The organism is Streptomyces sp. NPDC030245 (assembly GCF_055572995.1).
This window is the reverse complement of record NZ_JBVICF010000008.1, coordinates 403,025-416,005: the sequence shown is the minus strand read 5'-3', so window position 1 is coordinate 416,005 and position 12,981 is coordinate 403,025. Positions and strand designations below refer to the sequence as shown.

Annotated in this window: 11 protein-coding genes; 6 read left to right on the top strand and 5 right to left on the bottom strand. The window is 72.9% G+C overall.

The annotated features are described in order from the left end of the window. Positions 1 to 52: 52 nt before the first annotated feature. The 6 genes from ACZ4Z4_RS23465 (at position 53) to ACZ4Z4_RS23440 (ending at position 6,504) form a co-directional block, all read left to right on the top strand. Positions 53 to 1,279 carry a DUF4190 domain-containing protein gene (locus ACZ4Z4_RS23465; RefSeq protein ID WP_468330378.1) on the top strand — a complete coding sequence of 409 codons (1,227 nt, stop codon included), beginning with the start codon at positions 53 to 55 and terminating at the stop codon, positions 1,277 to 1,279. Positions 1,280 to 1,465: 186 nt separating this feature from the next. Further along, on the top strand, positions 1,466 to 2,221 hold the full coding sequence (locus ACZ4Z4_RS23460) for a GntR family transcriptional regulator (RefSeq protein WP_468330375.1): 756 nt from the start codon (positions 1,466 to 1,468) through the stop codon (positions 2,219 to 2,221). Positions 2,222 to 2,442: 221 nt separating this feature from the next. Continuing rightward, positions 2,443 to 2,628 carry an SPOR domain-containing protein gene (locus ACZ4Z4_RS23455; protein ID WP_468330372.1) on the top strand — a complete coding sequence of 62 codons (186 nt, stop codon included), beginning with the start codon at positions 2,443 to 2,445 and terminating at the stop codon, positions 2,626 to 2,628. A gap of 81 nt (positions 2,629 to 2,709) precedes the next feature. Next, positions 2,710 to 3,108: a (deoxy)nucleoside triphosphate pyrophosphohydrolase gene (locus ACZ4Z4_RS23450; protein WP_468330369.1), complete on the top strand. Its 399-nt coding sequence runs from the start codon at positions 2,710 to 2,712 to the stop codon at positions 3,106 to 3,108. Positions 3,109 to 3,256: 148 nt separating this feature from the next. After that, positions 3,257 to 3,673 carry an ATP-binding protein gene (locus ACZ4Z4_RS23445; protein WP_468330366.1) on the top strand — a complete coding sequence of 139 codons (417 nt, stop codon included), beginning with the start codon at positions 3,257 to 3,259 and terminating at the stop codon, positions 3,671 to 3,673. A 173-nt stretch (positions 3,674 to 3,846) separates the two neighbouring features. Beyond that, positions 3,847 to 6,504: a SpoIIE family protein phosphatase gene (locus ACZ4Z4_RS23440; RefSeq protein ID WP_468330363.1), complete on the top strand. Its 2,658-nt coding sequence runs from the start codon at positions 3,847 to 3,849 to the stop codon at positions 6,502 to 6,504. A 21-nt stretch (positions 6,505 to 6,525) separates the two neighbouring features. Here the strand turns inward: ACZ4Z4_RS23440 and ACZ4Z4_RS23435 are convergent, their stop codons facing one another. The 5 genes from ACZ4Z4_RS23435 to ACZ4Z4_RS23415 all read right to left on the bottom strand — a co-directional run bounded on the left by ACZ4Z4_RS23435 (position 6,526) and on the right by ACZ4Z4_RS23415 (position 12,971). Continuing rightward, the gene (locus tag ACZ4Z4_RS23435) at positions 6,526 to 7,239 is read right to left on the bottom strand and encodes a PspA/IM30 family protein (protein ID WP_468330360.1); all 714 of its coding nucleotides are present in this window, start codon (positions 7,237 to 7,239) and stop codon (positions 6,526 to 6,528) included. A 70-nt stretch (positions 7,240 to 7,309) separates the two neighbouring features. Then, positions 7,310 to 9,433 carry a TPM domain-containing protein gene (locus ACZ4Z4_RS23430; protein ID WP_468330482.1) on the bottom strand — a complete coding sequence of 708 codons (2,124 nt, stop codon included), beginning with the start codon at positions 9,431 to 9,433 and terminating at the stop codon, positions 7,310 to 7,312. A gap of 132 nt (positions 9,434 to 9,565) precedes the next feature. Beyond that, entirely contained in the window at positions 9,566 to 10,291 is a 726-nt protein-coding gene (locus ACZ4Z4_RS23425; protein ID WP_468330357.1) for a phosphotransferase, read from the bottom strand. Beyond that, entirely contained in the window at positions 10,255 to 11,025 is a 771-nt protein-coding gene (locus ACZ4Z4_RS23420) for a succinate dehydrogenase/fumarate reductase iron-sulfur subunit (protein ID WP_468330354.1), read from the bottom strand. Before ACZ4Z4_RS23420 ends, ACZ4Z4_RS23425 begins: the two co-directional genes overlap by 37 nt. Next, positions 11,022 to 12,971 carry a fumarate reductase/succinate dehydrogenase flavoprotein subunit gene (locus ACZ4Z4_RS23415; protein WP_468330351.1) on the bottom strand — a complete coding sequence of 650 codons (1,950 nt, stop codon included), beginning with the start codon at positions 12,969 to 12,971 and terminating at the stop codon, positions 11,022 to 11,024. The genes ACZ4Z4_RS23420 and ACZ4Z4_RS23415 overlap by 4 nt, the downstream gene beginning before the upstream one ends. Between the last annotated feature and the right edge of the window lie 10 nt (positions 12,972 to 12,981).

The following is a 12,981-nucleotide window of genomic DNA, read 5'->3' as shown; positions in this document are numbered from 1 at the left end:
GCCAAGCTCTCCGCACCGCCGCCCGCCCATGAAATCCAGGAGCACGCTACCCGTGGACATACCGCCGCCGCCCGGCCCGTACGCACCCCCTCCGGGCCGGCAGCAGGGGCCTCCGTGGCAGCAGGGCCAGCAGCACGGACCCCCGTGGCCGCCGCCCGGGCACGCCCCGTACCAGCCATGGCCCGGACCGTACTCCCCGTACTCCAGGCCCCCGGTGAACGGCTTCGCGATCGCCTCCCTGGTCTGCGGCCTCCTCTGCTTCCTGCCCGCCGTCGGCCTGGTCCTCGGCCTCGTCGCGCTCGCGCAGATCAAGAGGAAGGGCGAGCGCGGCAAGGGCATGGCGATCGCCGGAAGCATCCTCTCCGCGGTCGGCACGTCGCTGCTCGTCCTCGCCGTGGTCACGGGCGGCGCCCGCGAGTTCGTCGAGGGCTTCAAGGAGGCGGCACGCGAGTCGCGGCAGAGCGCCGGTGCCTTCCCGGTCGACAAGGGCGGCTGCTTCGACGCGCCCGACGGGAAGCTCGACTCGATGCGGTACGCCTTCCAGGTCGACGAGGTGCCGTGCGCCGGGCGCCACGACGGCGAGGTCTTCGCGTCGTTCCGCCTGGACCGCGCGGGCTACCCGGGGGACGACGCGCTCGCCCGCCTCGCCGAGTCCCGGTGCACCGACCTCCAGTGGGCCTACGTCCTGGACAGCTGGTCCGACTTCGACGGCGCCGACATCTACTACTTCGTGCCCGACCGGACCACCTGGCGGCAGGGCGACCGCCACGTCACCTGCCTCTTCGGCGCCGCGGACCCCGAGCATCCGCTGCGTGGCTCCCTGCGCCGCGACGCGACGACGCTCGACGCGCACCAGCTCGCGTACGTGAAGGCGGACCGCCCCTTCGACGAGGCGTACTTGTCGGAGCCCGCGGCGGAGCGGGTCGAGGACGACCTCGAAGGGCACAAGAAGTGGGCCGCCCGCGTCGACAAGGGCCTCGCCGAGCGGGTGCGGCGGCTGCGCGCGCACGACTGGCCGGACAGGACGCGCAGCCACGTCGACGCGCTCGTCACCGAGATCGGCGAGGCCCGCAAGGAGTGGGCGAAGGCGGCCGGGGCCACCGACGCCGACAGCTTCAACGACCACTACGTGGCGGGCCTCCAGCGGCTCGGCGAGAAGAACGCCGCCGCCGCGCGCAAGTCCCTCGGCCTGGCGGCCACTTCGCCCCGCGACGCCACTCCGGAGGACGGCGCGGAGTCCGGGCTCGACGAGGACCACGGCGAGGACGCGGCGGTGTGACGCTGCTCGGGGCGGCCGAACGTTTCCGCGGGGCTCTCGGTGGTACGCCATATCCGGGGAAAGGCCCTGCGTAAAGACCTGCGCCGCAAGAAATCATCACTTCGAGTGATTCCTTGGCCTTGGGTTGCATGCAACAACCCACGGTTGCCAGGCTGTTGCTGTCTGTCAACCTGATGGGAGTGGCCAGTGACTTTCGGTGAGCAGCCGGCGTATCTGCGGGTCGCGGGTGATCTCCGCAAGAAGATCGCCGACGGCTCCCTGCCGCCGCGCACACGCCTCCCCTCGCAAGCCAGGATCCGCGAGGAGTACGGCGTCTCGGACACGGTCGCCCTGGAGGCGCGCAAGGTCCTGATGGCCGAGGGCCTGGTCGAGGGGCGCTCCGGCTCCGGCACCTATGTGCGCGAGCGCCCCGTCCCCCGCAAGATCGCCCGCACCGGCTACCGCGCGGCGAACGGCGGTTCGACCCCCTTCCGTCAGGAGCAGGCCGCCGACGGCGTGCGCGGCACCTGGGAGTCCCGCAGCGAGCAGACCGAGGCCGGCGCCGACATCGCCGAGCGGCTCGCCATCCGCCCGGGCGACCGCGTGATGTGCACCAGGTACGTCTTCCGGGACGCCGGCGAGGCCATGATGCTCTCCACCTCCTGGGAGCCCCTCGCCATCACCGGGCGCACCCCCGTCATGCTCCCCGAGGAGGGCCCGCTCGGCGGCTGCGGCGTGGTGGACCGGATGGCCGCCATCGACGTCATCGTGGACAACGTCGCGGAGGAGGTCGGCGCCCGCCCCGGCCTGGCCGAGGAGCTCACGGCGCTCGGCGGCGTCCCCGGCCACGTGGTCCTCGTCGTCCACCGCACGTACTACGCGTCGGGCCGCCCGGTCGAGACGGCCGACATCGTGGTCCCCGCCGACCGCTACCAGATCGCGTACCGCATGCCCGTGAAGTGACCCGTTCGGCCGTCCGGTCCCTTGCTCATGGGGGCGCATCCAAAGGGTGCGCCCCCTGCTGTTTGCCGGGCGTTGGCCGATAGAGACCCACCCGCGTACCTCTTTGTGCAAAGGCGTATCCGCTGAGTAAAGGTCGGGCGTAGGCTCGGGCATATGCGGAGTGCGGTTTCCTTACTGATCGAGGCGTGGGGCGCGCCGGGGGTGGCGGACGGAGGGGCGCGATGAATGACGGCACGGCACTGCTGCCCTGGTTCGTGATCCGGCACGACGACAACGGCAACCGCTACCGCGTCGGCAGGTACGCGACGAAGGCCGAGGCCCAGCGCATCGCGGACCGCCTCGACGACCGCGGGCACAAGCAGCTCTACTCGGTCGAGAAGCTGAGTGCGAACGGCAGCGGGCGGTAGCCGGTAGCGGTAGCAGTAGCGGGAGTGGCAGGTGAACGGCGGAGGGCGGGCGGCAGTGGGTGCCCCGCTAGGCTCCGCGGCATGAACGAACGGATCGTGGTGGGCGCCGCCCTGTACGACGACGGACGCTTGCTCGCCGCGCGGCGCAGCGCGCCTCCCGAACTCGCGGGCGGCTGGGAGCTGCCCGGCGGCAAGGTCGAGCCCGGTGAGCGGTGCGAGGACGCGCTGGTGCGCGAGCTCCGCGAGGAACTGGGCGTCGAGGCCGAGCCGACCGGCCGTGTGCCGGGGCAGTGGCCGCTCGCCAAGGGGTACGTCCTGCGGGTGTGGACCGCCCGGCTGGTCTCCGGCGAGCCCCGGCCCCTGGAGGACCACGACGAGCTGCGCTGGCTCGCCCCCGAGCAGGTGTGGTCCGTGGACTGGCTGACCGCGGACGTGCCCGCCGTCACGGCGACGCTCGCGCACGCGCGCGCCGCGTCCTGACCCGCCCACGACCCGCCCGGGTGACCCGCCTACGCCGTTCGAGCCGTTCGTGCCACAGTGCGCCCCGGTGTGCGGTGAATGAGACCCGATATCGGGTATATGCCCACTAATGCCATGAAACCGGACGGGTTCAGCTACTGGTCTGGAAGTGATCGGCGTGATCGACACCCAAGGCGACTGCGCCGAGTGGGCCTTCCCCGCTGACCCCGGCGCGGTCCGCACCGCACGCACCGTCGTCCGCGACCAGCTCGCCGACTGGGGGCTCGGGCCCCTCGGCGACATCGCCGCGCTGCTCGTGAGTGAGCTGGTGACGAACTCCCTGCGCCATGCCTCCGGCCCCATCGGCGTACGTCTCGTACGCCCCGCCGATCCCCTGGCCACCCTCCTGGTCGAGGTGTCGGACCCGCTCCCCGACCCGCCTCTCGAGCGCATCGCGGCCCTCGACGACGAGGGCGGGCGCGGCCTCCAGCTGGTCTCCCGTTCGTCCCGGCGCTGGGGCACACGTCCGGGTCGTACGGGCAGAACGGGGAAGACGGTGTGGTTCGAGCTGGCGTTGCCGGGTTAGAAGACTGGCAGTGTGCGACAGACGTCCTGCACAAGGGCGGCACGGGCCAAAAAGCGTCGAGTCCGTGCTGTGATCGTGAACGCCGTGTGGCGCGGCACCGTAGTGCTGGATACTGCGGGCAGCCGTATGCGGTGACCGGTGCCGGACGCGGTGAGCTGGAGGGGACGGTTCGCGTGAGCGAGATACCAGCGAAGGCGACGGAGTGCGACGGTCCGTCGGGCGACGCGATGGCCCGCGAGGGCGCGGAGGACGCGACGGGCGACACGGCCCCGGGCGACCGAGCCGCCGCTGAGACGTGGCAGAGCAACCCACCCGGCTCGATCTACGACTACATCAAGGTCGCCTCGTTCTCGATCGGCGCGGACGGCCTCGTCGACCAGTGGAGCGCGCGCGCCGAGCGGCTGTTCGGCGTGGCCGCGCGGGACGCCGTCGGCAAGGACCCCATCGAGGCCTTCGTGCCGCACGAGCTGCGCGCCGACGGTCACCGCAAGATGGCGGAGATCCTCGACGGACGGGAGTGGACGGGCGTCGTCCCCTTCCGGGTGCCCGACGCGGACGCCGAAGGATCCGGCACGGACGCCGGAGGAGCCGGCACGGAGGGCATCGCCGAGGTCTACGTGATGCCGACCGAGACCGAGGAGGGCGAGCGGGCCGCGGTCTGCATCGTCGTCGACGTCCGGGTGCTGCGCCGGATCGAGACCGACCTCGCCGCCTCGCAGGCCATTTTCGGCCAATCTCCCTTCGGCTTCCTGCTCTTCGGCACGGACCTGAAGGTGCAGCGCGCCAACCGCCGGTTCGCCGACGTCTTCGGCGGCGGCGTCGAGGACCACCGCGGCCGCACCGTCCACGACTACCTGCCGCGCCACGAGGCCGACCGCATGTCCGCCGCCATGAAGCGGGTCCTGGAGACCGGCGACTCGGTGACGGACATGCAGATCGTGGGGCCCGTGCCCGGCAGCACCGACCGCAGGCACTGGTCGATCAACCTCTACCGCGTGCACAGCGGCTCGGGCCGCCCCATCGGCGTCGCCGGCCTCGGCACCGACGTCACCCGGCGGCACGCCGCCGCCCGCGAGGCCGCCCACGCGCGCCGCAATCTGGCGCTCCTGAACGAGGCGGGGGCCCGCATCGGCAACTCCCTCGACCTGGAGACCACCGCCAGGGAACTGCTCGACGTCGCCGTGCCCGGCTTCTGCGACCTCGCCTCCGTCGACCTGTACCAGGGCCTCCTGGACGGCGACGAGACACCGCCGGGGCTCGCCGACGGGAGCGCGGAACTGCGCCGGGTGGCCTTCGCGAGCGCCGTCGCCGACGCCCCGTTCCCGGCCGGTGCCGGGCCCATGGACGTCGGCGCCGTACACCGCTTCGGGTTCACGTCGCCCTGCGCCGACGCCCTGCGCACCGCCCGCCCCCGGCTGGTCACCGGGGACGACGACGAGTCCGCGAGCCGCCTCACCCGCGGCCTGGTCCAGTCGACGCTCGCCGTGCCGATGGTCGCCCACGACACCGTGGTCGGCCTCGCCCAGTTCTCCCGTACGAAGGGCAGTGAACCCTTCGGCGAGCGCGACCGGGCACTCGCCGTCGAACTGGCCGCCCGCGCCGCCGTCTGCATCGACAACGCCCGCCTCTACCGCCGCGAGCACGAGCGCGCGCTGATACTGCAACGCTCCTTGCTGCCGCCCGGCGACCCCGAGGCGTCCGGCCTCGACATCGCCTGCCGCTATCTGCCGGGCAACGCCGCGACGGAGGTCGGCGGCGACTGGTTCGACGTCATCGAGCTGCCCGGCCACCGCACCGCCCTGGTCGTCGGCGACGTCATGGGCCGCGGCCTGCGCGCCGCCGTCGCCATGGGGGAGCTGCGCACCGCCGTGCGCACCCTGGCGCTCCTCGACATGGAACCCGCCGAGGTGCTCTCCGCCCTCGACGAGATCGCGCGCGGCCTCGGCAACCCCGCGGGGCCCCAGCAGTCCGGCCGGGCGGCCCGCAAGGCGGCGGACGCGGAGCTCAGCGAGGTCTACCTCGCCACCTGTGTCTACGCGGTCTACGACGCCGTCACGCGCCGCTGCACCTTCGCCAACGCGGGCCACCTGCCGCCCGTCCTCGTCGAGGCCGGCGAGTCCGCGCTCATGCTCGACGTACCCCCCGGCCTGCCGCTCGGCGTCGGCGGCGAGCCCTTCGAGGACGTCGAGGTCGAACTCCCCGAGGGCGCCCTCCTCGCGCTCTACACGGACGGCCTCGTCGAATCCCGCGACCACGCCCTGGACGAGGGCCTGAACGCGTTCGTACGCGCGCTCAACGACGCCCCGCCCGCCCTGGAGGACGTCTGCGACCACGTCCTGAACACCCTAGACACGCACCACGGAGAGGACGACATCGCGCTCCTGATGGCCCGTGTGCAGGGGCTGCCCGCCGAGCACGTCGGCGACTGGACGCTGCCGCGCGACCTCAAGTCCGTCGGCCGCGCCCGTGAACTGGCCTGCGACCAGCTGCGCGACTGGGACCTGGAGCGGCTCTGCGACACGGCGGAACTGCTGGTCAGCGAGCTCGTCACCAACGCCCTGCGGTACGGCGACGGCGACATCAGACTGCGCCTCCTGCTCGACCGCACGCTGGTCTGCGAGGTGTGGGACGCCAGCTTCGTCCAGCCGCGCAGGCGCCGGGCGCGCGACACCGACGAGGGCGGGCGCGGACTCCAGCTCGTCGGGCTGCTCAGCGCCGCCTGGGGCTCGCGCAGGACGCCGCGCGGCAAGACGGTGTGGTTCGAGCTCGATCTGCCCGACGGGGACGCGGAGCCGATGGACGCGGCGGAGGCGCTGCTCAGCCTGTTCTGACGCGGGGCCTTCGAAAAGGGCTCACGTGGTGGCTTTGAGGGCGGCGAGGCGGGCGGTGACCTCCGCCTCGTCGCCCAGGCTGTCCAGCTCCTCGAACTGCGCGTCCAGCGAGGACGCGGCCAGCTCCTGCTTGCCGAGCGCCCGCGCCTCCTCGCGCCGCACCTTGTCCTCGAAGCGGCTCAACTCGCTCGTCGGGTCCAGGACGTCGATGTTCCGGGCCGCGTCCAGCATCTGGTTCTGCGCCTGCGCGGTCTTGGCGCGGGCCACCAGCTGATCGCGCCGCGACTCCAGCTCGGACAGTTTCGACCGCATCCGGTCGAGTCCGGACTTCAGCTTCTCCACGACCTCGGTCTGCGAGGCGATCGTCGGCTCGGCGTCCTTCGCCTCCCGTTCGGACCGCAGCTGCCGCCCGAGCGCCACCTTGGCGAGCCGGTCGAACGTGTCGGCCTCCGCGGCGTTCCCGGCCGCCCGCAGCTCGTCCGCCTTCCTGCTCGCCGCGAGGGCCTTGCCGCCCCACTCGACGGCCGCGTCCTGGTCGGCCTTGTGGTCCTGCTCCAGCATCCGCAGATTGCCGATCGTGGTCGCGACCGCCTCCTCGGCCTCCTGGATGTTGTTCGAGTAGTCGCGGATCAGCTGGTCGATCATCTTCTGCGGGTCCTCGGCCTGGTCGAGGAGCGCGTTGATGTTCGCCTTGGCGAGCTGGGCGACACGGCCGAGGACGGTCTGCTTCGGCATAACCTTGATCTCCTTGTACGGGACTTTGTACGGGATGTTGTACGGGGGTGTGCCGGGGACGTACGAGGGGTCAGAACCTGCCGCCTCCGCCTCTGCGCCCCCGCGTGCCGCCGCCACCGAAACTGCCGGGGCCGGCGCCTGTGTGGCCGCCGCCGAAACCGCCCCCTCCGTAGGCACCGCCCCGGCGGCCGGTGCCTCCGAAGAGCCCGCCCAGGATGATCCCGCCGAGCACCGCGCCGCCCATTCCGCCGCCCCGGCCGCCGAAGCCGCCTCCGTAGGGGCTGCCTCCGTAGGGATCGCCGTACGGGTTGCCGAGCGGATTGCCGTAGCCCCGCACGTCACGCTCCGCGAGCTGCTGCGCCTGCCGGGCCAGCCCGTCCGCCCGCTGGGCCGCGGCGAGCGCGGCGGTGGCGTCCCCGTCCTCGGCGGCCTCCGCCCGCGCGAGGTGCCGTGACGCCTCCGCGAGCCGGGTCCTCGCCTCGCTGCCGACGGCGCCGCGGTGCGTGGTGACGAAGTCCGTCGCCGCCCCGACGGCGCTGCGCGCGGTGAGCAGCGCCTGGGAGAGCAGGGTCCGGGAGCGGCGGTCGGCGACCTCGCGCTCACGGGCGCCCGCGAGCGCCTCGTCGAGTGCGGCGTCGGCCTCCTCCACGCGGCGCAGGGCGTCGATGGGGTCGACGGGCCCCGCGGCCAGCCGTCCGCGCACGTCCGCGAGGACCGCCTCCGCGCGGGCCACCCGGCCCCGCAGATCCGCCGTGGAGACGCCTTCCCCGGTGCCCGCCAGGAGGCCGCGCGCGTCGGCGAGGTCCGCCTCGGACTCCGCGAGGGCGTCGGGCAGCTTCCCCGCGGCCTGCGCGAGCTCGTCGGCGAGCCGGCCGACGGCGGCCACGAACGTGCCGGCCTGGTCCACGGCGCCCTCGGCGGCCCGCAGGTGGACGGCGGCCCCGCCGTTCTCGCCCGCGTCGACCCGCTGCCGGGCCAGACCGAGGTGGGTGGCCGCGAAGGCCAGACGGTCCTTGGCCTGTCCGACATGGCCGAGCACGGTGGCGGAGGCCGTCGGCGCGTACGTCCTGCGCAGGTTTTCAAGCGTGTCCTGCGCGGCGCCGGTGCGCTCCTCGACCTGCCGGAACGCCGCCTCCGCGTGCTCCAGGGCCCGCGGGGCGTTCTTCTCCAGGGCGCGCAGCTCGTCGAAGCCCGCGGTCTCGGCGTCCAGCCTGCGGCCCGCCTCCGTGCAGCGCGCGACGATCTCCTCCAGCATGCGACGCCTGGTCGGGTCGTCCTCCGGGTGGGCGTCGTCGAGTTCCTGCCGCAGTCGGAACGCCGCCGTCAGCTCGGCCTGCGCGGAGGCGAGCGCCGCGCCGAAGGGCTTGGCCGCCTCCTCGCCGAACTGCGCGGTGGCGAAGCCGAGCTCTTCAGTGCTGGTGCGGATGGCGTCGTCGGTCTCGACGAGCAGCAGGCGGGCCTTCTTGTCGAGCTCGGGGAGCGGGACCTCTCCCTTGCCCCGGGGCACCCCCTGCCCCCAGCTGCTACCGCCACCGGGCGTGGTGCGGGTGGTGGCGCGCTTCCTGCGCCGCTTGTACGCGACCGTCGCCGCGACCCCGGCCGCGCAGGCCGCCGCCACGGGCAGCACGAGATCGCCGGTCGCGGAGTCGTTGCCGCCCGGGTCGGCCGGGCCCGGCGTGACCGAAGGGGTGGGCACGGGCCGGCCCGCGAGCACCGCGCGGTAGCCCTCCGCCGCGCCGACGGCCGCCCCGGCCCAGTCGTTCTCGCGCAGGGCGGGCCGGACCGCGGTGGTCGCCACGTCCCGCAGCTGCGCGTCGGTGAGCCGCGACCCGTCGTCCACGGAGTACGCGAACCGGCGGTCGTGCGTGGCCACGGCGAGCAGCACGTCGTCGAGCCCGAGACCGTTGCGCTCGGCGGTGGCATCGGCCCAGCTCTGCGGGGAGCGCCCGGAGAAGTCACGTACGTAGACGACGAAGAGCTGCACCCCACGCTCGTCGTAAAGCCGCTCCAGGGCCCGCCCGACCGCCCCCTCCCGCCCTTCGAGCGCACTGCTCCGATCGGTGATCTGCCCCGTGCGGGACAGGGCGACCGGCTCCTCGGCGAACGCAGGCACCGGACACGACACCGAGAACCACCCGAGCAGCAAGGCCACCACGGCCCCTGCTGCCCGCACGGCCATCGACGAGGGCGGCATCACATTGGGGAGCGTATGGGGGCATTCGGGCTCCCGCGACCCGGGGACCTCACGGACGCCGACCGGAGGGCCGCCGGCCACCACGGACCGGAGGCCGCCGCCACCCGCCGCCGGGCCACCCGCCCGCTCCTCCTAAGCCAACTCCCGTACCAGCCCCACCGCCGCGCTCAACCGCCCCACCTCGACGGCCCCCAGCGTGGGGTTCCCTGCCCGGCGTCCCCGGGCCTCCGTGAGGAAGCCGTCCCCGACGGGGCCGGAGCAGTCGTCTCCGGTCTCCTTGAGCAGCGCGGCGAGTGCGGTGCGGCAGCCCGCCGAGAGGGGGCCGGCTGTCACGGCCACCTCCGCGAGGAGCAGCGCGGACATCGCGCGGTCCAAGCCGGGCGGGCCCTCCTCCGTGGTGGCCCAGTCGATCACCACGGGCCCGTCCGGTGTGAGCAGGACGTTCTCCGGGTGCAGGTCGAGGTGGAGCACCCGGTGGTCCGGGGGCGCGCCCGGAGAGCGGGCCGGCAGCGCGTGCAGGCGCCGCAGCAGCGTCCCGAGCAGCGCACCCGCCTCCGTGGGGGACACCGTGCCCGCCGTCGCGGCCTCAGCGAGGGTGGGGCCGGTCAGGCGGCGCATCACCAGCTCCGCGCCGCCGCGGGCACCGTCCGTCCGGACCTGTGGCACGGGGTAACCGTGCTCCCACAGATACGCCATGACGTCCGCCTCATCCGAGGCGTCGGTGCCGTCCCGGTACCGGCGCAGCACCCACCCGTCGTCCAGCGCGAAGACATCGGCGGTCCGGCCCGAACCGATCAGCGCCCCCGCACCAGCCCTGTCCGCTACTCCGCCCGCCGCCGAATCCTGTTCCCCAGCCACACCAGCGGATCGTACTTGCGGTCAACGGCCCGTTCCTTCAAGGGGATCAGTGCGTTGTCCGTGATCTTGATGCCCTCGGGGCACACCTCCGTGCAGCACTTGGTGATGTTGCAGTAGCCGAGGCCGTGCTCCTCCTGTGCGGTTCGTTTCCGGTCGAGGCCGGATTCGGCCGCCGCGTCCAGCGGGTGCATGTCCAGTTCGGCGACGCGCATCAGGAAGCGGGGGCCCGCGAAGGCCTCCTTGTTCTCCTCGTGGTCGCGCACCACGTGGCACGTGTCCTGGCACAGGAAGCACTCGATGCACTTGCGGAACTCCTGCGGGCGGTCCACGTCCGTCTGCTGCATGCGGTACTCGCCGGGGCCGAGACCCGGGGGCGGCACGAAGGCCGGGACCTCGCGCGCCTTCGTGTAGTTGAAGCCGACGTCCGTCACCAGGTCGCGCACCACGGGGAAGGCGCGCAGCGGCGTCACCGTGATGACCTCGTCCCGGTCGAAGACCGACATGCGCGTCATGCACAGCAGCCGGGGCCTGCCGTTGATCTCCGCGGAGCACGAACCGCACTTGCCCGCCTTGCAGTTCCAGCGCACCGCGAGGTCGGGTGCCTGGGTGGCCTGTAGCCGGTGGATGATGTCGAGGACGACCTCGCCCTCGTTGACCTCGACCTTGAAGTCCGCCAGGCCGCCGCCGCCGAGATCCCCGCGCCAGACCTTGAATCGCGCGTCGTACGAACTCACTCGTACAGCTCCTCTTCCGTCAGGTACTTGACCAGCTCCTCCTTCTCGAAGAGGGCGAGCAGGTCCGGGCGGATCGGTTCGGTGGACTCGCGCACGAGGTCGATCTGGCCGCGTACGGGATCGGTGGCCGCCAGCCCCTCGCTCGGGTCGGCCAGCCGGCAGAGCAGATTGGCGCGGCGCCATTCGCGGTTCATCGTCGGGTGGTCCTCACGCGTGTGGCCGCCGCGGCTCTCCGTGCGCTCCAGGGCGGCCCGCGCGACGCACTCGCTGACCAGGAGCATGTTCCGCAGGTCGAGGGCGAGGTGCCAGCCCGGGTTGAACTGGCGGTGGCCCTCGACACCGGCCCGCCGCGCCCGCACCCGGAGTTCGGCGAGCTTCTCCAGCGCCTGCTCCATCTCCGCCTCGCGGCGGATGATGCCGACCAGGTCGTTCATGGTCTGCTGGAGTTCCTGGTGGAGGGCGTAGGGGTTCTCCGGGGTCGCCCCGTCCTCCAGGCCCTCGGCGCTGAACGGCCGCAGCGCCTCCGCGGCCGCCGTGTCGATCTGCACCTCGTCCACCGCGGGCCGGGCGGCGAGCCCCGCGGCGTACCGTGCCGCGTGCAGCCCCGCGCGCCGCCCGAAGACGAGCAGGTCGGAGAGTGAGTTGCCGCCGAGCCGGTTGGAGCCGTGCATGCCGCCCGCGACCTCGCCCGCGGCGTAAAGACCCGTCACCCGGCGCGCCGCCGCGGTGTCGGAGTCGACCGCGATGCCGCCCATCACGTAGTGGCAGGTCGGCCCGACCTCCATGGCCTCCGCGGTGATGTCGACGTCCGCGAGCTCCTTGAACTGGTGGTACATGGAGGGGAGTCGACGCTTGATGACCTCCGCGGGCATGCGCGTCGACACGTCGAGGAAGACACCGCCGTGCGGGGAGCCGCGGCCCGCCTTCACCTCGGCGTTGATGGCGCGCGCGACCTCGTCACGGGGGAGCAGTTCGGGCGGGCGGCGGTTGTGGTCCGGGTCCTCGTACCAGCGGTCGCCCTCCTCCTCCGACTGCGCGTACTTCTCCTTGAAGACGTCGGGGACGTAGTCGAACATGAACCGCTTGCCCTCGGAGTTGCGCAGCACCCCGCCGTCGCCGCGCACGGACTCGGTGACGAGGATGCCCTTGACCGATGGCGGCCAGACCATGCCCGTCGGGTGGAACTGCACGAACTCCATGTTCAGGAGCGGCGCCCCGGCGAGCAGCGCGAGCGCGTGCCCGTCACCCGTGTACTCCCACGAGTTCGACGTCACCTTGAAGGACTTGCCGATGCCGCCCGTCGCGAGGACCACGCTCGGCGCTTCGAGGACGAAGAAGCGGCCGGACTCGCGGTCGTAGCAGAAGGCGCCGCTGACCCGGCCTGCCTCGCCGAAGTCCGTGCCCTCTTCCTTGAGCACCCGGGTGACCGTGCACTCCTGGAAGACCTTCAACCGCGCTTCGTAGTCGCCGTGTTCGCGGAAGTCCTCCTGCTGGAGGGAGACGATCTTCTGCTGGAGCGTGCGGATCAGTTCGAGGCCGGTGCGGTCGCCCACGTGTGCGAGGCGCGGGTACTCGTGGCCGCCGAAGTTGCGCTGCGAGATGCGGCCGTCCGGCGTGCGGTCGAACAGGGCGCCCCACGTCTCCAGCTCCCACACGCGGTCCGGTGCCTCGCGCGCGTGCAGCTCTGCCATGCGCCACTGGTTGAGGAACTTGCCGCCGCGCAGGGTGTCGCGGAAGTGCACCTGCCAGTTGTCGCCGGAGTTCACATTGCCCATCGACGCGGCGATGCCGCCCTCGGCCATCACCGTGTGGGCCTTGCCGAAGAGCGACTTGCAGATCACGGCGGTCCGGGCGCCCTGCTCCCGCGCCTCGATCGCGGCCCGCAGCCCCGCGCCCCCGGCCCCCACCACGACGACGTCCCACTGCTGCCGTTCCACTTGAGACATCAGAAGGTCC